This window comes from Pseudoalteromonas sp. CNAT2-18.1 (assembly GCF_022347865.1).
Lineage (GTDB): Bacteria > Pseudomonadota > Gammaproteobacteria > Enterobacterales > Alteromonadaceae > Pseudoalteromonas > Pseudoalteromonas ruthenica.
On record NZ_JAKRFR010000001.1, the window covers coordinates 332,954 to 353,863 of the forward strand.

Below are 20,910 nucleotides of genomic sequence, written 5' to 3' on the forward strand. Positions count from 1 at the left end.
ATAAGGTTTTGAAGTATATGGTAACCTTTAGTGAAAATATGAACCAGTAATATACTGAGTTGAAGTTAAAAAACAAAAGGCGCAAAAGCAAGTACACTTAAACACTTAACACCTGTATCGTGGGTATATCTCACACACTCTTATTTAACTAGTTATAAGTAACATTTCAATTTATGGCACCACTAAGAAAGACCAGTTTGTCCATGCAATTAGCCGATGAACTGGGAAAAGCAATAATATCTGGACACTACAATAGCGCCCACGCTTTGCCTACTGAAGCTAAACTATGTGAGCAATACAATATTAGTCGTACAGCCGTACGTGAAGCAGTAAAAATGCTGGCGGCAAAAGGAATAATCTCTTCTCGTCCACGCCAAGGAATACGCATAGAAGACGCTGATAACTGGAATCTTTACGACCCGCAGGTTCTTACTTGGATGCTAGACAGCAACCCTTCGTTATCGATACTCAAGGAGTTCTTGGAAATGAGGCTCGCTATTGAGCCACAAGCCGCAGCTTTAGCGGCTCAGCGTGCTGATAGTGAGTCTATCGCTAAAATAGAACACGCTTGGAAAAACATGGCAGCCTCTGTGGATTGCGACAGTAACTTTCATCGCTACGATATAGATTTTCACCTAGAGTTACTTAACGCAAGTGGCAACCGCTTTCTTCGTCAGCTCAGAGACTTTACCAGTACCGCACTTAATGTCAGTGTTCGTTACACTACACCGATTAAGGGCGACACGCATATGGTTGTTGAGGCGCACAAAAACCTCTTCCTTGCCGTTGCAAATGGCGAAGTCGACAAGGCAAGGGCTTTATCGGTGAGTATGATTGAAGAGGCGATTGCATTAATTGAACAAGTTAACAGGTAACGTTTACAGGCGTCGAGTCGCATATTGTTGGTAATCTACAGGTGCCGCAACTTTACGTCGCAGTAACACTACGCTCAGCGCCCACATCACCAAGCCACCGGTAAACAAACTTGCACTGACATAGCCTGTTTCGTTCATCTGTAGACCATAAGTAAGGGCCATGCCCCCAGCCCACGGACCGATTGCATTGGCAGTATTAAAGGCACATTGCACTAGCGCCCCAATCATGGCATGGCCTTGCGGCGAGACCTGCATAAGCAGCGACTGGATCACGGTGCCTAAACCAACACTAAAGCCAATAAAGAAGATCACCCCACACAGCAGATAAATATTTGTGGCTACATTAACATACAGCAACGCAAACAAGGTCGCGCCAAGCAGCGCTGCACCTGTGGTGATAAGCGCAGAGTGGTCGGCGGCTTTACCCAGTACATAATTGCCTAATGTACAGCCTATACCGAACATCACCATAGCGATGGAAATGGTGACGGCAGCGCTTTGCGTAACCTGTAAAATGGTGTCGGCGATATAGGTATAAATACAAAAGACGCCACCAAAACCTATGATAATAATTCCAAGAATAGACCAAACAAGTGGATTCTTAAGCACCTCTAACTGATCGCCTAAATGAGTGTGCTCTTTGTTGGCTTGGTTTGGCACCAGCCATAACACCAGCACAAAAGCGATTAAGGCGAGTAGGGCCACCAGAGCTAAACAATAGCGCCATGAGAGTGATTGGCCTATTAAGGTAACGAGCGGCACACCGACAATAGTGGCGATGGTCAGCCCCATAAATACCTTAGCCATAAAGCTTGCGCGGCGATGAGCGGGGGCCAGCTGAGCCGCCAGCAACAGCGCAGTACCAAAATATGCGCCATGGGGGAGGCCGCTTAATAAACGAAATAGCACGAGCTGCTCCAGCGTTTGGGCCATTGCGCTGAGGCCATTGGCAACAAACATAATGGCAACGAATATGGCCAGCGCGTTTCGCTTATTCATGTTTGCGCACACGAGCATAAACACCGGTGCGCCAATCACGACGCCGATGGCATAGGCGCTAATGGCATAGCCACTTTGCCCGGGGGTTACCGCAAAGGTCTCACTGATCAAAGGTAACATGGGCATCATCGAAAATTCGGTCAGACCTAAAATAAAGGTCCCCAAGGCCAACACGAGTAAAATAACGCCAATAGGTTGGCGGCCCTGACTATCAAGGTGGTGCATAAGAACCCTTTTGTAGTAATTGGTTGTGATTATCGGCGCCAATGGAGACAGAAAAACAGGAGAGAGAGATTGAGTCTGAGACTGTACGACGCCTATTTGTATGATAATTTAAAGTGGCACCCTCAAGCAAGGGCTGAGCTTAGGTTTGTACCCTGAATTCGAATGCAGCGACAGCCTCACACCGGCGCTATAAGGGGTCGTTGTTAGTAGTCGAACTTATGTTGGCTAAACAGGCTTTGCACTTGTTGCCATACCGGGCCGGGTTGGCCGCTGCCAATGACTTGATCGGCGACTTTAACCACCGGACCGACTTCTTTGGTTGCCGAGGTGATCCATACTTCATCGGCGTTAAGTAATTCCGCTTTGCTGATCACGCGTTGTTGCACGGCAAAGTCGCTGTGCTCGGCTAAAATGGTGAGGATCAGCCAGCGGGTGATCCCAGGAAGAATCTGGTGATCTAACGGCGGGGTGCTGATCACGCCATCTTTGACGATAAACACATTGCTGGAGCTTGCTTCGGTAATCTGCTCATCACTATTGAATAAGATGGTTTCTTTGTTACCTGCCGCTGCGCCGCTTTGATAATGCATCACATTGCCAAGCAGGGCGGTGGACTTAATATTACAGCGTTGCCAACGTTTATCTTGCTCGAGGGAAACATGGTAGCTGGTGGCTAACTCCGGATCGCAAACCGGCTCGCCGGGCAGCTCAAAACAAAAGGCGAAAACCGTGGGCGTGATACCTTGCGGGTAGGCGTGGTTGCGTTTGCTATCGGCCCCACGGCTAACATGCAGATAGATACCTTGGTTTGGGCCCGGGTTCTTGGCAATCAAGGTGTCACAGATTTGCCGCCATTGCTGCGCCGTGTAGTCAAGCTCAATATCAATGGCCGCTAACCCCGATTGCATGCGTTGGATATGGGCATCAAAACCGAGCATCTTACCATGGTAGGCGGGCACCACCTCATAAATGCCGTCACCAAATAAAAAACCGCGATCCATCGGTGAGATTTTAGCCTGCTCTGGTGGCATGTAATCGCCATTTAAATACACAAGGCTCATGGGGTTTCCTCATTCTCTTGGGGCAAAAAGCCCGTTAACTGTCGTAATTGGTTGATGATGCCTTGGCCATGGCTGGCATCGAGACTGTCTTCGGTCAGCTCATTGCGTAAAGTGACGCCATCGACACTGCCGAGCTCGCTGCAGTAGCGCAATAACGCCGGGCTATCAATATCACCTAACAGGTCTTGCTGCTGCCACAACCCCAGAAAAGCAATTAAGCCATATGCGCCCCAGTTCGATACGTCGGCCACAACCAACTCATCACAACTGGTGACACTGGGGGTAATTGCGAGTTGTTCAAGGGCTTCGCTTACCTTTCCCATGCCAATTTCATTACCGCCATCGCCAATGGCCAAGGTTGGACACGGGGCCAACGTCATATAGGGGTCAAAGCTGGCGCAGCCGGAGCTAATATCTTCACCGCGCATATTGGTGTAGCGTCCTTGCGCGTTGAGCCCAGGACGCTCAATGGCGAGCACACAGCTGACCCGGTGATGGTGGTAGTAGGCCTGGGCTTGTTGATGAGCGCCTACGACATCATTTAAAGGCAGCGGCATACAGTTATAATCCTCGGCGATCTTCCTGTATAGCGGATCTGCGCAGATTAATTTAACTTCTTTGCCGAGTGTGGTTAGCGCCTGATATAGCGCCATTGCACCGACCGGGCCATCGGTTTCAAAAGTCCCCGCTACGGGGAAGCCTGTAGCAATTAAAATTTGCTCTTGGGCCGCAAATAACTGTTTTGCGGCGCGATAGACATAGCCGGGCTGCAGCGCCTTTTGTACCAGCGTCATGCCGCGCAAATTCTGCGCCACCAGGCAATCTTCAATGTGTCGACTGAGTTGTAGTTGCGGTGTTAGCGGGCACACAGTGCACGGATCTCTTTGATGGCATTGACGGCTTCGAGATTATCGCCATGAACACACAAGGTATCGGCATTGAGCGTGAGGCTTTGGCCACTGTCGGTGATGACTTTGGCCTCGGCCACCAATAATTGAACTTGCTCAAGCATAGCTTGCTTATCCAACACACTGCCTGATTGTGAGCGTGGGGTAAGGGTGCCTTGATCGGTGTAGCGGCGGTCGGCAAAGGCTTCAAATAATAATGACAGGCCGTGCTGCTGCGCCATTAATTCATGTTGCTGACGCTGCCCGGTGGCCAGCAACATCAGCTGCAACTCGCTCGGATAGCTGGCGATGGCCTGCATCACGGTGGCGAGAATAGCGTTATCACGCATCATGTCGTTGTATAAGGCGCCATGCGGCTTCACATAGCGCAGCGTTAATCCTTGCACCCTAGCCATGCCCTCTAAAGCGGCGATTTGATAATGTAAATCGCTACATAGTTCGTCAGCACTGAGCGCCATGGAGCGTCGCCCAAAGCCTTGACGGTCAGGGTAGCTGGGGTGTGCGCCAATACTTACCTGATGGTGTTTGGCCAGTGCTAAGGTGCAGGCCATTACCTGAGGATCGCCGCCATGAAAGCCGCAGGCGATATTGGCTAAATCAATGTGGGGCATGGCTAAGGCATCTTCACCCATACGCCAGTTGCCAAAGCTTTCACCTAAGTCGCAATTCAATAGCATAAACACTCCTAAAAGCTCGATAGTGCGGTGTTTTTAATATCTAAAATCAGCATATGCCCGGGGCTATGGGTGATGCAAAAATCCGGGCGAGCAGTGGCAATGGCCACCTGCGGCGTCACCCCACATGGCCAGAAAACCGGCACCTCGCCTGGCTTTATACTCACCGCATCACCAAAGTTGGGCCGCTTAATATCGTTAATGCCAATGGCCTGAGGATCGCCAAAATGCACCGGTGCGCCATGCACACTAGGAAAGCGGCTGCATATTTGAATGGCGCGAATGGCATCTTTAGGGGTCATGGGCCGCATACTCACCACCATGTTGCCGCCAAACACGCCGCTGCGGTGACAGGCTTGATTAGTCACATACATGGGAACATTGCAGTTTTCGGTGATATTACGCACTTCAATGCCATCGGCCAATAACGCCTCTTCAAAAGAAAATGAGCAGCCGATCAGAAAGGTCACTAAGTCCTTGCGCCACAGCGAGGTAATTTCGGTTTGCTCACTGATCTTTTGTCCTAGCTCATACACTCGGTATTTGGGAATGTCGGTGCGAATGTCCAGATCCTGCGCTAAACGCGGTAGCTCGGTGGCGCCCGCTTCAGTGTGACCGAGTAACGGACAGGCGCGTGGGTTATTTTGACAAAAGCCCAAAAAATCATAGGCATATTTTTTAGGTAAGATCACCACATTTGCTTGCACATAACCGGGGGCAAACCCTGAGGTATGCCCTGAATAATGACCATCGCGTATCAACCGACGGATGTCCGCAGGTGTTTTTAAAGAGGCGTTTGCGTCCATAACAGTATCTTATATCGTGTTTATCCCCACCCTAGCGCAGAACCTTGGTCGGCGCTATAGTAACCGGCAGTTCTCCAGGGGCCTGCCGCAGTCCTAAGAGTACCTTGGCCAATGCAGTAAAGGCTGGGCCTTGTACGGTTTCGCCATCATCAACATCAATATTATACGCATAGGTTGCCAACACGGCCTGCGCGTAGGCGCCAAATTGAGTAATGTCATAAGGGGCTCGCAAGCTGACAAATATCACCGGGGTGTCGCTTTGCTGCGCGTGTTGTAATAACGATTCCAGCGCATCGGGTTGCTGCTGACGATTCAGCGCAAATTGCGCTAAGGCTGAAACATCGTCCATGCCGCCTATTTCGACGGCACTTTGTGGTGGGCTGGCATTCGCCGCGATAACTACATCGGCGTCATTGATATCCAAGTATGCTTGCTCAGGGTCGTGGCCTTGCAAACTAATGCAGTGAAACACTCGGTGCTGTTCGCTGAGGTGATCCAGAGCTTGCTGCAACGCCATACACTTGCGGGTATCGGGCATAATGAGCGCCACTTTGCGCGCTTGTTTAATTAAGGTGGTGGCCCGCTGTCCAGCTTTGATATCGGTGATAGCGGCGCTGGCCAGCTCGGCTTCAATGGCCCGGTGACTGGCGTTGCCTAAGGTCATCGCCGCTAGCTCGGTTTGTAGCAGGTGATTGTCAAAGTGCGCTGGCAGTAATTGATAGTCGGCTTTCAAAGCCATAACCCGCTGCGCTGATTGCGCAAATTCGCCGCGCTCTAACTCGCCGCGCTCAATGGCATGGGCTACGGCATCAATGAGCTTATTAAGCTCGGCAATATCTTGTTCATTGCGAATAGCAATGGGCATAAGCGCAATATCGACACCGGCCTTGAAGGTGTTAATGAGTGCGTCTTCGGGGGTAAAAAAGTCACTGATACCCGCCATATCTAACGCATCGGTGATGGTGACACCCTGATAACCCAGCTCCTCACGCAGCAGTGAGGTCATAATGGCCCGCGACATAGTAGCCGGTTTAACCATTGTTTGCCCCTGTTTACTGACAAAGGTGCTGCTGTCGAGCGCCGGGTATTGAATGTGTGCGGTCATAATCATGCCCGGGGCATGGCCGGCCTCAATCACCGCCCTAAACGGGGCAATATCTTGGGCCATGACCTGCTCTTTGCTATGCATGACCTTAGGTAAACCCGTGTGGCTATCGACATTGGTATCGCCATGACCCGGAAAGTGCTTTAACGCGGCAATGACCTGTTGGTGTTGATAGGCGTCAACCTGAGCGCCGCCAAGCTCTGCGACGCGGGCCGGGTCTTCACCAAAGGAGCGCACATTGATCACCGGGTTGTTAGGATTCATATTGACATCTAAGGTGGGCGCGTAATTAACGTTAAAACCAATGGCCCGAAGTTCTTTAGCAATCACTTTAGCACTGGCGCTGGCATATTCACTGCCATGCTTTGCATAGGTCGCACCGATGGACATATTGCCAGTCATCGCCGTACCAAGATGACGGGGAATACGAGCAACGCGCCCCCCTTCTTGGTCCACACTAATAAACAAAGGGGCCGCTAATGAGGAGGCCAGCGCCGCTTGTTGTAAGTCGCGGTTCAGCGCGACAATTTGCTCGGTGTTGTCGATGTTCTCGGCAAATAGGATCACGCCACCAATGTGGTGCGTGCTAATGGCATCGGCAAGGGCCTGTGGCAGCTTGGTCATCGGGGTGCGACAGCGGTCACTGGCAGTGCTATCACCGCAGTAATAGCGAAAGTCTAACATTAGCTTTTGGCCAATTTGCTGCTTTAAGGTGAGCTGGGTAGCGGCAAAACTTGGGGCACTCATAACGGCATATCCTACTATGGCAAGGCTTAGTGCCTTGGCTATCTGGCGAAAAAACACGGCTCGCTCCGAGACTGATTTTGGAATAAACTATTCACGATTCTATAGTGTGTAGTGGTAAAAAAACAATCACTTTAGACGGACTGACCTTAACATGTACTGATCTCAGTTGCTTAGGCGTAAAACTATCTACCTTAAGGGATTTAATAATATTTTATTCCAAGCTATGCTAAGGCACATCGCCCGCTATTAGTGACCGTCATTATGTCAGAGTACCGCGCCGCCATGGAAGCCTTCATTGAGGCTGCCCGTGAAACCTTATCCTGCGAGCAGGTGATCACAGATTATGCTTTGCGTTATGCCCTAGGCACCGACGCCAGTTTTTATCGCCTTACCCCCGAGTGTGTGGTGCGTGTACACCACCGCGCGCAGGTGCAACAGTTAATCACCCTAGCCCAGCGCTTTGGGGTTGCGTTAACCTTCCGTGCTGCTGGCACCAGTCTCTCCGGGCAGGCGATTAGCGACAGTGTATTGGTGGTGCTCAGTGAGCAATGGCAGGATTATGAAATCGGTAGCAACGGTGATTGGATAACGCTATCACCGGCGCTTATCGGTGCTAAGGTCAATCAGCTGCTGGCACCATTTGGGCGTAAAATAGGCCCTGATCCGGCTTCGATCAACAGCTGCAAGGTGGGCGGTATTGCCGCAAATAATGCCTCAGGCATGTGCTGTGGTGTTAAGCATAACAGCTACCACACGCTTAAGGACATGCACATTATATTGGCCGACGGCACTGAGCTAAATACCGCAGATGCACACTCTTGTGAGCAATTTCGTCGCAGTCACGGCGAATTCGTACAGGCCCTCGAGCATCTCGGCGAGCAAGTGCGGGCAAACCAGGCGCTGCGCACGCGCATTGAACATAAATACCGACTGAAAAACACCACAGGATATGGCCTGAATGCGCTTGTCGATTACCAAGATGGCATCGATATTATCAAGCATTTGCTGATCGGCTCCGAAGGCACCCTTGGATTCATTGCCAATATTACCTACCACACCGTGCCTCATAGTGCGCATAAACACACTGGGCTGTTTACCTTTGCGACAATAGACAGCGCTTGCGATTTTATTGAGCAGCTCAGTCGCTACCCCGTAGAGGCGGTGGAAATGCTCGATAAACGCGCGCTGATGTCGGTGCGCGAACAGACCATTATGCCCAACGAGGTTGTCGATTTTCCGGCGCAGGCCACCGCGCTGTTGATTGAAATTGCCGGCGCTGACGAGTCTGAATTACAGACCACCAGCGCCGCTGTCAGTGCCTTACTCGAGCGTTATCAAAGCGATATTATTCATCAATATGCTCTTAGCAGTGATAGCGAGCGGGCACAGGCGCTGTGGAATGTGCGTAAGGGCACCTTCCCAGCGGTGGGGGCGGTGCGGGAGATAGGCACCACAGTGATTATTGAAGATGTCGCCTTTGCGCTCAGCGATTTGGCACGCGGCATTAAGGCGTTGCATGCCTTGTTTGCCAAGCACGATTACCAAGAAGCCATTATTTTCGGTCATGCTTTAGCCGGTAACCTTCATTTTGTATTTACCCAGCGCTTTGATAACGATGAGCAGGTGGCGCGCTACGAGCAATTTATGGCCGAGGTGGCGCAGTTGGTGGCCGTTGAACTCAATGGTTCGCTGAAAGCCGAGCATGGGACGGGACGAAACATGGCCCCCTTTGTAGCCCTAGAGTGGGGAGATGACGGCTATGGAGTCATGAAACAGATAAAACAGCTGTTTGATCCCAAGGGGATTTTTAACCCTGGGGTGATCATCAATAGCGACCCGCGTGCGCACCTGCAGCATGTTAAAGCTCTGCCAGCGACCGATGACACTATTGATAGCTGTATCGAGTGCGGCTTTTGCGAACCTGTTTGTCCATCGCAAGGTTACACATTAACGCCGCGCCAACGTATTAGTTTGAGTCGTCATCAACAAGAGCTTCAGGCGCAATTAGCCAGTAGCACCAGCCCAAGCCCTCGTTTAAGGCAGCGTTTAGGGGCCGTTCAAAGCCGCTTTCAGCACTTAGTCGATAGCAGCTGCGCCGCGACCGGATTATGTGCAACGCGCTGCCCTGTTGGCATAGACACCGGTGCCTATGTGAAATCGCTACGCCAACAGGGGTTTGCGCAATCGCGTTTGGCTAATCGCATTGCCCAATACAGTGCGCAGCATTTTCAGGGCAGTACGCAGCTTGCCCGTTTTGGCCTCAGTAGCATGAAAAAACTGGCCCATGTAGTGGGCGAGACGCAGCTACACAACAGCACCCAGTGGTTGCATCAGCGTTTTGGCACCCCTCTCTATTTCAGCGCCTGGCCGCAAGGGCAGAAGCAGCCAAACCTAGCACAGAGCCACAGTAAGTCAGGGGAGCGTAACGTGGTGTACATTCCTAGTTGTGCAAATAGGGTTTTTGCCAACGATGGCGAGCACAGTGTGCAGCAAACACTGCAACAATTATGTGCCAAAGCAGGCTTTACGGTTATTGTGCCCAAACAACTAGGGCAATTGTGTTGTGGTATGGCGTTTCACAGTCGAGGCGCGGTGCACCAAGCCCAGTATAAGCAGCAACAGCTTCAGCAGGTTATGGCCGAGCTCAGTGACAACGGGCGTTGGCCAGTGGTCATGGATGCCAGCCCCTGTGCCTTGCACAGCGCTAGTGACGGTGACATCGCGCCGCTTGATAGTATTACCTTTGCGCAGCAGTACCTGCTGCCACATCTGCACATTACCCCCAGTGCCGAGCCTATCTGGTTACATGTCACCTGTAGCTCGCAACACCTCGACGGAGGCAAGGCCATGTTGGCGCTGGCAAATGCATTGAGTGAGAAAGTCAGTACCACCGATATCAGTTGTTGTGGTTTTGCCGGTGATAAAGGGTTCACGTATCCTGAGCTTAACAGCCATGCTTTGCGTCATCTCACAGACTCGCAGCCCCCTGGCTGCAAAAGCGGTTACAGCAACAGTCGCACCTGTGAAATTGGCCTTAAAGCACACAGTGGTGTGGTGTTTACGTCGCTTTTGCTGCGCTTAAATGAGCAAGCGCAGGCACGCAGTTAACGCTTACCCTTGGGGACATAGACCATGGCCTGTGCTTTGCGTTTGGCTAGGCTTTTTACTCGCGCATCAATGCATGATGAAAACGTCATGATCGCCGCGCCCATAAAGGTGCCGTCGTCGGCGTAACCAAAACTTGTGGCCAAGTCATGGATTAAATCATAGGGAAAAAGCAGATACGCCAATGCGGCGATTAACGCTAATTTATACGTAGCGGTGCATTTTGGTGAATGCCATGCGAAATAGAGGGTTAGCAGCTTTGCGAGCAAGGCGCGAATGCCGATGAGTAGCCAGCGTGGATAGGCACTTCGGTGATTTAAATTGGGTTTGCTGTGCATAAGTCACTCCTGTTGTTAATGACAGCATAATGCATGGGCGCAATAAAAGTATTACACGGCGTTACCCTATGCCCTTTTACAGGCTCATTGACTCTTTTAATTCGCTCGGAGTGAGGCCGGTCCAGCGCTTAAATGCGCGACGAAAGTTCGGGGTGTCGTAAAAGGCTAAGCGGTTGGCCACATAATCGTTGCCTTTATCACGAATGCTAAGTAAATAAACTGCTCTAAGCGTTTGCTGTTGTTGTTGTAATTGGGAAAAGCGCCAGCCATGCTCTTTGAGTTTGCGCTTAAAAGTGGCAGGGCTCATGGCCATATGTTGCGCGAGTGCGGCTAAGCTAAGGTGCGGTTGGCGCGATAACAACTGGCACAGCGCATCGATGAAATACGGCGGCGACTCACACCGAGGTTGGCTTTGCAGACGTTGCCAGCGCAACAGACTGACATTGTCGTTAGTGCATCTGAGCATACTAGCAGCAAAGGACCATTTATACACGGGCTGGGCAAAGCGTAAACGCGTGCCGAGGTTGTGCTCAAACTCATACATATGGCGTGGGCGCTTACAGGCAAAATCAAAGTGACAGTGTGGATAGCCTTGGCTTAGGCGCTTTAACAGGGCATAGAAAGCGCTGCTATAGGCCTGCATAAGTAATTCGGTTGCCTTACTCTCTGGGGCCAGCGTTGGCGTAATAAACACATGCACTTGGCGCTGATAAAGGTGATAACGAACATGGACCAGTGGCGCAATGTGTTGGTAGAGGCGTTGCAGCATACGTAGGCTATCGCCAACAGTGGGCGCGCTAAGCAAGGCTTGCCCGACAGTGCCCAGTTCATTAAGTAGTTGCTGCCCTAATAAAAATCCCGCATCGGGGTGAGGAAATTGGCCGTGGTATTGTGCCAGCAAGCGCATTAGCTGATGATGACTAAAACGGCTGTGCGGGTCGAGTAAGTCGTCACTAAAAATCCCCGTGCCTCGCAGTAGCTTGTGCAAATCAGCACCACGAGCCAGAGCCAGCTCGGCGATGGCACTGATCAGCCCCTCACTGCTAATGACTTTTTTATCTTGAAGCGCAAAGCGTGGCATCACCCTGGCCTGGTCGGTGTTTTTGTTGTTGTAATTGCTGTTGCAGCTGCCTCAACAGCTGCGGCAACGGCTCATCTTTTGCGGTTTCAATAACGGCGCTGTAAGTGTTTATGTAGTGGGCTTGCCCTTGGGGGTCAAGGCGAAAGGCGCAGTGGCCAATGGCGCTTTGTAACTGCGCGATAAGCTGCTGTGCTTGGCGACTCGTGGTGGCGGGCAAAAGCAGAATGAAGCTGTCGCTGGCATAACGACTGAGTATATCGCCCATACGAATATTCATCACCATTAAATCGCTGAGCTCACGCAGTAATCGATCGCCGGTGGCAAGGCCGAAGCGGGCGTTGACGGCGGCAAAGTTCTCTACATCAATCATGGCAATACAGCATTTAGTCTCGCTCTCGCGGCTACTATCGAAGACTTTTTGCACATACTGAATACGATATAATCCGGTGACCGGGCACACTTTTTGGTGGTCGCGCATATGCGCCTCACGGCGAGCCAGTTGGCGGTTTAGCACAAACTGCTCTTGATGCCACCAATACAGCCCGGCGCTGGTGAATAACATGCCTATGGGGGCAGGCAGAGACTCAATCCAACTTAACCAATAACGACTGGGCTGGTGTAACCACTCATCAAGCAAGTCTAATGATGCAGAAAACATAAATAGCCCCAGCCCTAGCACCAACAAGGTTGTGACTTTACCCGGTGGCCGAGACACCAGCAGTGCGACAATCCAGCTTAATGTCATGAGCACAATGCCGCCTTCGCCAAGGATATCAAGCCAGGCAATATCACCACTGTATTTGAGCTCCCCCAGCTGATAGCTGAGTAGCGCGGCAAGTACCAGCCAAGCGATGCTTATATGAGCCAGTAAGGGATGAGTACGAAATGGGTTAAAGCGCATGAAAGACCTTGAGTTAATTAGTGTGTGGTTATGCTAGCGGGCCAACTTCACTATGGGCAGGGTCATATTGGCTCAATGATATGACAGCATCATGACCACGTCATGCGATAACACCGTGCAAGAGCCCGTTCTTTGCTCTGCGAGTAGGGTTTTTACAGCTCAAAAGCCGCCTTAACGCGTCATATTTAGCTCGCTTGGGCAGCGCGATAGCAGCGACTGTCACAGTGCTGTCATCTGCTGTTTTTAGCTTAGCGCCATACCAAGGACACGCAGGAGAAAATAGCAATGACAAGCTTTAAACTAAAAGCGCTGGTGGCGGCATTAGCGCTTACCAATATCAGCGCCTATGGCGCTCAAGAAAACGCCAACAAACCGGTGAAAGTATCTGAGGAACTGGTGGTGTACGGCGACATCGGCTATCGCAACCGCTCGCAGCAGCTAGCGCCCACTTTGGAATATGACCAAGATTACTTTCAGCGCTTTGAACCACTGACCGCTGGCGATGCCCTTAAACGGGTGCCGAGTGTGACTTTTTTATCTGATGTGTTGGAATCCGATGGCGCGCGTATGCGCGGTTTGAGTCCTGCCTATACTAAGGTGCTGATCAATGGCGAAGAAGTACCCGGTGCTGGCGCCGACCGCTCATTCTTTGTTGATCGCATTCCCGCTGAGCTCATCGAACGAGTAGAGATCATCCGCTCGCCCAGTGCTAACCGCTCCGCCGATGCCATTGCCGGCACGCTGAATATCGTTTTGCGTGATGGCTATAGCCTAGACGGTGGCTACTTGCGCGCCGGCGGCCTGCGCTACGATGATGGTGAATTTAAAGAAAGCCTAGGCGGTGTCTATGGCACTGAACTTGGCGGCGGGCGCTTGTTGCTGGGAGCCAATTTACAAGGGCGCTACAACCCCAAGAAAAAGACCAGTTTTCGCTACGGTGATAGCCCGGAAAACAACCCCGACTACCGTGAACAAACTTTCGATAATCGCGAACATCAAGACGATACCCGTGATGGCGATGACACCTCACTGAACGCCAGTTATGAATACACCTTCAACGATGGCGCCTATTTCGACATCAGCGGTATTTGGGTCGACACCGAGCGCAGCGAGGATGAACGCTCATATGAGTATAACCACCCCAGTACGGCCAGTGGTGATGCGGCCAACGGCGGTAGTTTACTGACCGATAATGCCAATATTGCCGATATTGAGCAGACCAATTACAGCCTTAGCTCCAGCTATAACCAGCCACTTTTTGGCGGTAACAGTAAATTTAAGGTGGCTGTGGCGCGCTTTGAAGAGTCGGTATTTGAACAAGAGGTTGAACTCGATACCGCTGAATTGCCCATGGTATTGGAGCAGGAGCAAGAGCGCAGCGACATTGATGATAAAGAGTGGACGCTACAATGGCAGCACAGTCAGCCCTACAGCGATAGCAAACAATGTCAAATCGGCGTGTTTTGGCAGCAAAAAGAGCGGGACACCGATATTTTCGCCTCTGAAAGTGAATTAGAAACTATGCAAAGCAGCTGGGATCAATTCGCGCAGTCGCCGCTGTCGCTGGCCACTTTTGATGCGCCATTTGTGGCCGTAAGCGGCGGTGTGAACACAGTGCAAGAGCAGCGTTTTGATGTCTTTGCGTTGCTTAAACACGAGAGTCAAGAGTTTGCTTGGGAGCTGGGTGTACGTTGGGAGAGCACCGATTCGCAGGTGGACAACCATGTTGATGCGGTGCGCACCGACAACGATTACGACTTTATTTTGCCCTCCGCTCATATACGCGTGCAAGTGGCAGAAAACGGCCGCATCAACGCATCGGTAGCGCGCAGCTTACGTCGTCCGGACTTTGACTATATTACCCCCGCGCTGCGTGAGGAGGAGTTGGCCGACAACGACTTACTGGGCAACCCGGCACTTGAGCCGGAGTCAGCGTGGGGCGTCGACCTAGGTTATGAGTATCGTCTCGGTAAGACTGGGGTGATGGGCGTGAATCTGTTTTATCGTGATGTCAGTGATTTAATTGAAATCGCCAATACCGGTATGCAAGGGGCCGAGGGCGAGGGCACCTTTGTGCTGCAACCCCGTAATACCGGCGATGGCACGGTGTATGGCGTCGAGCTCGACTTATCGACACCTTTAGGCGCGTTGGGGCTACCCAATACCGGGGTGTTTGTGAATTACTCTTGGCTTGATAGTGAAGTCGAAGACTTTTTCGGTGAGCGTAAATTTAACGACCAATCAGATTACGTCTATAACCTCGGGTTTATTCATGACTTTCCTCAGCTAGGCGCGTCTTTCGGGGCTACCTATCGCAAGCAAGGCGATGCCCTTGGGCGTTTTGTCGGTGAAGAGGTAAGCACGCACTATGGCGCCGATCTTGAGCTGTTTATAGAAAAACGTTGGCAAAAGCTGACGCTACGGATGGTGGGCTCCAACTTACTGGATGCCAGTAAAGAGGAAGTATTCAACAAGTTCGATACCTTAGAGCAGCAAATCGAGCGGGACTTTGATGAATACGAATTGGAGTCGGAGCAGGCCGGGCCCGTGGTGCAATTGATGTTGCGCTACGCCTTTTAAATTTAGGCGTGGTGAGTTATGCACCACGCTAATGAGGAAAGAACATGATTAAGCAGTTAATAACTCTCATTGCCTTGCTCGTAGCGCCGCCATTGTTGGCCCAGAGCACGCCCATTTATAGCGATGCGCTCTATCAACAGCAGCGCATTGAAGGATTGGCGCCCTTGGCAGATAGCATCAACTTTGCCGTTATTGGTGATTGGGGCCACAACGGCCACTTTTACCAGCGCCCCGTTGCCCACCAGTTAGAGATTGCCTTGTACCAACTAGATGGCGACTTTGTGATCTCCACAGGCGATAACTTTTATCCCGATGGCGTTGCCAGTACCCAGGATCCATTGTGGCAAAGTGCCTTTGAGCGGATATATCACGGCCCTCATAGTTTTGTGCCGTGGCACAGTGTGTTGGGCAACCATGACTACTTAGGCAATGCCCAAGCGCAAATTGATTACAGCAACGTCAGTGGCCGTTGGCAGATGCCGGCACGCTATTACAGCCAGCGCTTCACGTTAGCAAGTGGTGAGCCTGTGCTGGTGTTGTTTTTGGATACCAATACCCTAGTCAGTGACTATCGCACTCGCGCCAAGTACCGCGCCACCCAAGGGCAAGACCCAGGGCCACAGCTCGCATGGCTAAAGCGGCAATTGGCGGGCAGTGACGCAGCATGGACCCTCGTTGTGGGCCATCACCCCATTTACACCAGTGGCAAACGCTATGGTCGCGATAACGGCTTGGTTGAGACGTTAGCACCGCTGCTGAAGCGCTATGGCGTTGATGCCTATATAGCCGGCCATGAACATGACTTACAACATAACCAAATTAAACACAGTGATCTGGCGCATTATGTTTCTGGCGGCGGCAGCGAAGCGCGCAGCGTCGAGCAACGAGAATTTACGCGCTACGCCGAAGCTACCCCAGGCTTTTTAACATTTTCAATTAATGCCGATGCACTACAGATGACGGCGGTTAATCACCGAGGCGAAGTGCGTTACCAACATAAACAACTGCGCCGTAATAAGGAGCAAAAACATGACCATTAAAAATAATAAGCTCGTTAATGTCAGTATGGCGGCAGCGCTAATGGCGCTAACCCTGTTTACTAAACATAGTTACAGCGAAAGCTTGGCGGTGACGGAGCTCGGTGAGCAACATAATATGCAGGGCTCACAGGCTCAGTGGTTGCACACCGGGCACTGGCTACTCGCCAGTGAAAGCCAAGGCTTATTGCTGCTCGAGCAACATCAACAACAAATCACCCCGTTGCTCGCTGGTAATTATGAAGGCCTGTCTTTACGCCGGCTAAGCCCACAGCGCTATGTGCTAACCAGTATTGATAATAGTGCCGATGCGGTGGTGGTATGGCAGTTAGATTATGATGGCGCTCAATGGCAGATTGATGAGCTGTCACGGCTAACACCGCCGCAAGCGCAGCCGGAAGCGGCCTGTTTATACCATGATGCGCAAACGCGCACGGTATCGGTATTTGTTGCCGATGTGCGCGGGCTTATTGCGCAAACGCTAGTGTATGATCTAGAGGCTGCGCAGCCGATGCAGCTGCCGATTCGCACTTTTGCTGGAGTCAGTGAAGCGTCTGGCTGTGCCGTCAGCGACCAGGCTCAGCAGCTCTTTATCGGTGAGGCAGAGCTGGGTGTGTGGAAGATAAACGCCAACAGCGAATCGCGGGCCGATAAAACACCTGTCGCCTTGGTCTCACCCTTTGGGCAACTGGCACCGGAAATTGCGGCGCTCAGCAGCGACTCCGAAGGCTATATCTACTTTACCAGCAGTCAGCGTCAGCAGGTGTATCGCTACGACCCACTGCGTGAAGCACTGCAAAGTTGGCACCTTGAGGGTCCCGAGTTAGGCCTTGAGGCCATTGCTGTGGGCGTAAGCAGCCAAGGGCAACAACAAGCCGTGTTGTTTGCCGATAAGCTCGATAGCTATATCAGCACCCAGCTACCCAGTGCTAAACAGGCGCCTGCGAGGCATGCAAAAAGATTGCAACAGGTGAGCGCAAGCGCTGAAACTACGCCGGTAGCCGCCTTTGGCGATGCGGCGGACGACCCCGCTATTTGGGTCCATCCGAGTAATGCGCAACACTCGCTGATTTTGGGCACAGATAAACGTCGTGGCTTAATGGTCTATGGGCTTGATGGTCAGTTACGGCAACAGTTCGCTGTAGGGCGGGTGAATAATGTCGATGTGCGCCAGCATCAAGGTATCAATAACGCCACCCACACGTTAATTGCAGCAAGTAACCGCAGCAACAATAGCATTAGTTTGTTTACCGTGAGCAGAAATGGGCAGGTACAGCAGCTCAGTGATATTGCCACTAACCTAACAGAAATTTATGGTCTGTGTATGTACAGCGCGCAAAGTGGTCATTATGTGTTTGTGAATGATAAAAATGGCACCTATCAACAGTACCGTATTAGCGTGCAAGACACCGAGGTTCACGGTCAACGTGTACGCCAGTTCTCATTACCAAGCCAACCCGAAGGCTGCAGCGCTGACGACCAATCCGGGCAACTATTTATGGGCGAGGAAGATGCGGGTATTTGGTTTATCGGCGCGGAGCCTGATGCTGGCACCAGGGCACAGCGTATACAGCAGCTAGATAGTCACCTTGTTGCCGATGTTGAGGGCATGGAGATTTATCATCGCGACGATGGCACACGATTGCTGGTGGTGTCCAGTCAAGGTGATAACAGCTATGTGCTTTATCGCATAGAGGGCACGCGCTTAGAGCCGACGCTAACGCGATTAGTGAAGTTTGCGGTAACGGCTAATATTGAAAAAGGCATAGATGGTGTATCGGAAACAGACGGACTAACGGTCACCGCCCATGCCTTACCAGGTTACCCTCAAGGCGTGCTGGTTGTTCAAGATGGTTATAACCGTATGCCGCAACAACCACAAAACTTTAAAATTATTGATTGGCGGCAGATAGATAAATTACTGCCTTAAGTAGCGCGCGATGTCTGGCTATGAGCCGGGGCATCGCGCAGCCAACGTGCGAATTGAATTATTGTCATAACTGAAATGGTAAAATCTTTCTATACTTTGACGGTGACGACAATAACAGAGTGCGTTTATGGCCGTAGTTCCCAGCTTAATAGTGTTAGCTGCAACGTTAACCTCCATGCAATTGAATGACGTGCTGGTGCGGGCGGAAAGCCATGCGCGTGAGCGCCCGCAGCAAACATTGGCTCTATATCAACAATATAACGATAGCTTCGGCTCTGTGCCGACGTCGGTGCGCTTTCGCTGGTATTTCGCGGCTGCTCAAGCGGCCATATTCAGTAATAACTTTAACCAGGCGCGCGATCTTATCGACAGTCTTTTAGCCCTTGGTGATAGCAAAACGCAGCAGCTGAGTCGTAGCTATAATTTATTGGGTATTTGGCTTAAGAAAAACCAGCTATTAACCGATGCAGAGCACGCCTACCAATGCGCATTTACAACCGAATCACGACCTATTTATCGCGCTATCTATCTTAATAATATGTTGATTGTTGCCCGTCATCGGCAGTCTTATCAGTTGGCACAAAGTTACTACGACCGCGCAGCAGCCATTCTACAAACCCACCCAAATGACGCTTTAAGCGCCAGCCTTGCCAATAATATGGGTATGTTAAGGTTAAGTTTGGGTGATATTAAAGGAGCTGTGGGGGATTTTCGTAAAGCCACTTTTTTAAAAGAGCAACATAATCTCGCGTTAAGTCAATTGAATGCAGCGATGAACTTGACCCTAGCGCTGTTGTTAAACGAGCAGAGCGAGCGCGGAGCACGATTACTTGCCGATATAGATGCGTTAGTTACACAGTCTGCTGACCCTGACCGCCATACCTTGGCTGCATACCTGCACGCAATGCTCGATAAGCAACAACACCAACCTGTGCGCCACAGTGAGCAGCAACTAAGAGTACGCTATACACACATAAAAGATGACAGCCTAGCCCAGTTAGTGCGCTACAGCGCCGACTATTTAAACTTGAGCTTACCCGCGCGAACTGTTCATCAAGGCGAAAGCGCCAGTGCGTCCATGCAGGCGGCACTGGCGCGCTGTCAAAGCGCTAACCTCAACGAACATGTGCATCGCTGAGTCCCGCGTGAGCGGTGGTTTTCCTTAGCGATGGAATAGGGTATTGTTGATTTTATCGCTTTGGGCAAAAACAGGAATGAAAGGTTATGAAAGGGTGTATTATCGGTGCCGCTGTGTTTGCCTGCGCTACTATCAACCCTGTGGCAGCGAAGCCGAGTGAATTTGTCGCCATTGCTGATATCGCGCCAAGTATTCAAAAAGATATCCGTTATTTTGGTCGGGATAACTTTGTTGGTACGACTATCGATGGTTACTTGGCACCTAAATGTCTGCTCCATCAACGTGCCGCTAAAGCGCTAGCCAAGGTACAAAAAAAGGCACTGCAACAGGGCATGACCCTGAAAGTGTTTGATTGTTACCGACCACAGCGCGCCGTTGATCATTTTGTGCGCTGGGTGAGCGATACCAGCGCACAAGATACCAAAGCACACTATTACCCAAATCTAGATAAGGGCGTGTTACTTGGTGATTACATTGCCCCAAAGTCGGGCCATAGCCGAGGTGCAACCGTTGATTTAACCTTAGTCGACATGGCTTCCGGTGAGGAGCTGGATATGGGCTCGGCGTTTGATATGTTTGACCCGATATCAAATACTGATGATCCGCGTATCAATGCGCAACAGCGTAAGAATCGCTATTTGCTACGCGATCTCATGACTGCACAGGGCTTTGCCCCCTACGCGATGGAATGGTGGCACTTTTCCTTAAAACCCCAACCCTATCCAGATACCTATTTTGACTTTGTGGTGCGTTAGAAAACAAACAAATTATGGACTTAGGCTCGGAACCTGCTGCATATTGAAGCCCAGTTAGGGGCACTTCATAGTGTGAGCAAATCTGCAAATGACCTCTAACTTCTTACCTATACTCTAATGGTGAGAAAGCTCTCGAAAACTTAAAATGAGCATGTGAATAATGAAAGCCGAAGATTTACCGATAAATGAGTTCATTCCTAAGTTGAGATATTCTTTGACATTAGTCGCCTGCATCATGGCGTTGGTGTTTTGTTATACGACGATATCGATCACTGTCAATATAGTGTTCTCTTTAGATCAACACCTTAAAGCATGGTATATGGCTACTATGCTGGGGATACTCATAGTATGCGCTGCGGGATGGATGTTATCTCAAGGTAAGGTAGGCGTTTTACCATACTGTAAGTTGGCAGTGTTACTCTGTTTTATTGTGCACCTATGTTTGTTGGTTTTAGGCGGTGCCGAGCTCAACTCATACCCTCCCACATCAGCATTGGTTTTTTTGAGCCTGAATAGCCTGTCTTTATGGTTACTCAACAGTAGGTTAGCCTACGTGAGTGCCCTGATACTAAGACGTTTACACCGAAGAAAGCGCAAAGTGCTTAAATACATGGAAACCGTGAATCAACAGTGCTAATAAAAAGG

Annotated in this window: 16 protein-coding genes; 7 read left to right on the forward strand and 9 right to left on the reverse strand. The window is 50.9% G+C overall.

The window, feature by feature from the left end; genetic code table 11:
• The first annotated feature begins 173 nt into the window (after positions 1–173).
• Positions 174–875: a FadR/GntR family transcriptional regulator gene (locus MHM94_RS01475; protein WP_130146181.1), complete on the forward strand. Its 702-nt coding sequence runs from the start codon at positions 174–176 to the stop codon at positions 873–875.
• Between the two features lie 3 nt (positions 876–878).
• On the opposite strand, the gene MHM94_RS01480 is transcribed toward MHM94_RS01475, so the two are convergent.
• The 6 genes from MHM94_RS01480 to MHM94_RS01505 form a co-directional block, all read right to left on the reverse strand.
• Complete coding sequence (locus tag MHM94_RS01480; RefSeq protein ID WP_235418461.1) at positions 879–2,099, reverse strand: MFS transporter; 1,221 nt, start codon at positions 2,097–2,099, stop codon at positions 879–881.
• A 203-nt stretch (positions 2,100–2,302) separates the two neighbouring features.
• Positions 2,303–3,160 (reverse strand): D-amino acid aminotransferase, encoded by an 858-nt coding sequence (locus tag MHM94_RS01485; RefSeq protein WP_045980096.1) that lies wholly within the window; start codon positions 3,158–3,160, stop codon positions 2,303–2,305.
• On the reverse strand, positions 3,157–3,975 hold the full coding sequence (locus MHM94_RS01490; RefSeq protein WP_235418463.1) for a glutamate cyclase domain-containing protein: 819 nt from the start codon (positions 3,973–3,975) through the stop codon (positions 3,157–3,159). The genes MHM94_RS01485 and MHM94_RS01490 overlap by 4 nt, the downstream gene beginning before the upstream one ends.
• A gap of 41 nt (positions 3,976–4,016) precedes the next feature.
• A complete protein-coding gene (locus MHM94_RS01495) occupies positions 4,017–4,745 on the reverse strand; it encodes a 5-oxoprolinase subunit PxpA (RefSeq protein WP_235418465.1) in 729 nt (242 codons plus the stop codon).
• Between the two features lie 8 nt (positions 4,746–4,753).
• On the reverse strand, positions 4,754–5,548 hold the full coding sequence (locus MHM94_RS01500; protein WP_235418467.1) for a putative hydro-lyase: 795 nt from the start codon (positions 5,546–5,548) through the stop codon (positions 4,754–4,756).
• A 31-nt stretch (positions 5,549–5,579) separates the two neighbouring features.
• Entirely contained in the window at positions 5,580–7,400 is a 1,821-nt protein-coding gene (locus MHM94_RS01505) for a glycoside hydrolase family 3 protein (protein WP_235418468.1), read from the reverse strand.
• 261 nt (positions 7,401–7,661) lie between these two features.
• Here MHM94_RS01505 and MHM94_RS01510 point away from each other — a divergent pair, with 261 nt between their 5' ends.
• Positions 7,662–10,508 (forward strand): FAD-binding and (Fe-S)-binding domain-containing protein, encoded by a 2,847-nt coding sequence (locus MHM94_RS01510; protein ID WP_235418470.1) that lies wholly within the window; start codon positions 7,662–7,664, stop codon positions 10,506–10,508.
• Here the strand turns inward: MHM94_RS01510 and MHM94_RS01515 are convergent.
• The 3 genes from MHM94_RS01515 to MHM94_RS01525 form a co-directional block, all read right to left on the reverse strand.
• A complete protein-coding gene (locus MHM94_RS01515) occupies positions 10,505–10,843 on the reverse strand; it encodes a DUF1232 domain-containing protein (protein WP_130146169.1) in 339 nt (112 codons plus the stop codon). The genes MHM94_RS01510 and MHM94_RS01515 overlap by 4 nt on opposite strands.
• A 76-nt stretch (positions 10,844–10,919) precedes the next feature.
• The gene (locus MHM94_RS01520; RefSeq protein WP_235418472.1) at positions 10,920–11,924 is read right to left on the reverse strand and encodes an AraC family transcriptional regulator; all 1,005 of its coding nucleotides are present in this window, start codon (positions 11,922–11,924) and stop codon (positions 10,920–10,922) included.
• Complete coding sequence (locus MHM94_RS01525) at positions 11,899–12,825, reverse strand: diguanylate cyclase (RefSeq protein ID WP_235418475.1); 927 nt, start codon at positions 12,823–12,825, stop codon at positions 11,899–11,901. Before MHM94_RS01525 ends, MHM94_RS01520 begins: the two co-directional genes overlap by 26 nt.
• Positions 12,826–13,110: 285 nt before the next feature.
• On the opposite strand from MHM94_RS01525, the gene MHM94_RS01530 reads away from it, so the two are divergent.
• From MHM94_RS01530 to MHM94_RS01550, 5 genes are all read left to right on the forward strand, one after another.
• Positions 13,111–15,405 (forward strand): TonB-dependent receptor, encoded by a 2,295-nt coding sequence (locus MHM94_RS01530; protein ID WP_235418477.1) that lies wholly within the window; start codon positions 13,111–13,113, stop codon positions 15,403–15,405.
• 44 nt (positions 15,406–15,449) lie between these two features.
• Positions 15,450–16,445, forward strand: a complete 996-nt coding sequence (locus MHM94_RS01535) for a metallophosphoesterase (RefSeq protein WP_235418479.1) — start codon at positions 15,450–15,452, stop codon at positions 16,443–16,445.
• Positions 16,435–18,372, forward strand: coding sequence for a phytase (locus MHM94_RS01540; RefSeq protein WP_235418481.1), 1,938 nt, complete (start codon positions 16,435–16,437; stop codon positions 18,370–18,372). Before MHM94_RS01535 ends, MHM94_RS01540 begins: the two co-directional genes overlap by 11 nt.
• Before the next feature lie 127 nt (positions 18,373–18,499).
• A complete protein-coding gene (locus MHM94_RS01545; protein ID WP_235418483.1) occupies positions 18,500–19,510 on the forward strand; it encodes a hypothetical protein in 1,011 nt (336 codons plus the stop codon).
• A gap of 86 nt (positions 19,511–19,596) precedes the next feature.
• Positions 19,597–20,265: a M15 family metallopeptidase gene (locus tag MHM94_RS01550; RefSeq protein WP_235418485.1), complete on the forward strand. Its 669-nt coding sequence runs from the start codon at positions 19,597–19,599 to the stop codon at positions 20,263–20,265.
• The last annotated feature ends 645 nt before the right edge of the window (positions 20,266–20,910 follow it).

Bases quoted from the DNA above. Each gene is read 5' to 3' on its own strand.
- MHM94_RS01475 (WP_130146181.1), top strand. From the start codon at position 174: ATGGCACCACTAAGAAAGACCAGTTTGTCCATGCAATTAGCCGATGAA.
- MHM94_RS01480 (WP_235418461.1), bottom strand. From the start codon at position 2,099: ATGCACCACCTTGATAGTCAGGGCCGCCAACCTATTGGCGTTATTTTA.
- MHM94_RS01485 (WP_045980096.1), bottom strand. From the start codon at position 3,160: ATGAGCCTTGTGTATTTAAATGGCGATTACATGCCACCAGAGCAGGCT.
- MHM94_RS01495 (WP_235418465.1), bottom strand. From the start codon at position 4,745: ATGCTATTGAATTGCGACTTAGGTGAAAGCTTTGGCAACTGGCGTATG.
- MHM94_RS01500 (WP_235418467.1), bottom strand. From the start codon at position 5,548: ATGGACGCAAACGCCTCTTTAAAAACACCTGCGGACATCCGTCGGTTG.
- MHM94_RS01505 (WP_235418468.1), bottom strand. From the start codon at position 7,400: ATGAGTGCCCCAAGTTTTGCCGCTACCCAGCTCACCTTAAAGCAGCAA.
- MHM94_RS01510 (WP_235418470.1), top strand. From the start codon at position 7,662: ATGTCAGAGTACCGCGCCGCCATGGAAGCCTTCATTGAGGCTGCCCGT.
- MHM94_RS01515 (WP_130146169.1), bottom strand. From the start codon at position 10,843: ATGCACAGCAAACCCAATTTAAATCACCGAAGTGCCTATCCACGCTGG.
- MHM94_RS01520 (WP_235418472.1), bottom strand. From the start codon at position 11,924: ATGCCACGCTTTGCGCTTCAAGATAAAAAAGTCATTAGCAGTGAGGGG.
- MHM94_RS01525 (WP_235418475.1), bottom strand. From the start codon at position 12,825: ATGCGCTTTAACCCATTTCGTACTCATCCCTTACTGGCTCATATAAGC.
- MHM94_RS01530 (WP_235418477.1), top strand. From the start codon at position 13,111: ATGACAAGCTTTAAACTAAAAGCGCTGGTGGCGGCATTAGCGCTTACC.
- MHM94_RS01535 (WP_235418479.1), top strand. From the start codon at position 15,450: ATGATTAAGCAGTTAATAACTCTCATTGCCTTGCTCGTAGCGCCGCCA.
- MHM94_RS01540 (WP_235418481.1), top strand. From the start codon at position 16,435: ATGACCATTAAAAATAATAAGCTCGTTAATGTCAGTATGGCGGCAGCG.
- MHM94_RS01545 (WP_235418483.1), top strand. From the start codon at position 18,500: ATGGCCGTAGTTCCCAGCTTAATAGTGTTAGCTGCAACGTTAACCTCC.
- MHM94_RS01550 (WP_235418485.1), top strand. From the start codon at position 19,597: ATGAAAGGGTGTATTATCGGTGCCGCTGTGTTTGCCTGCGCTACTATC.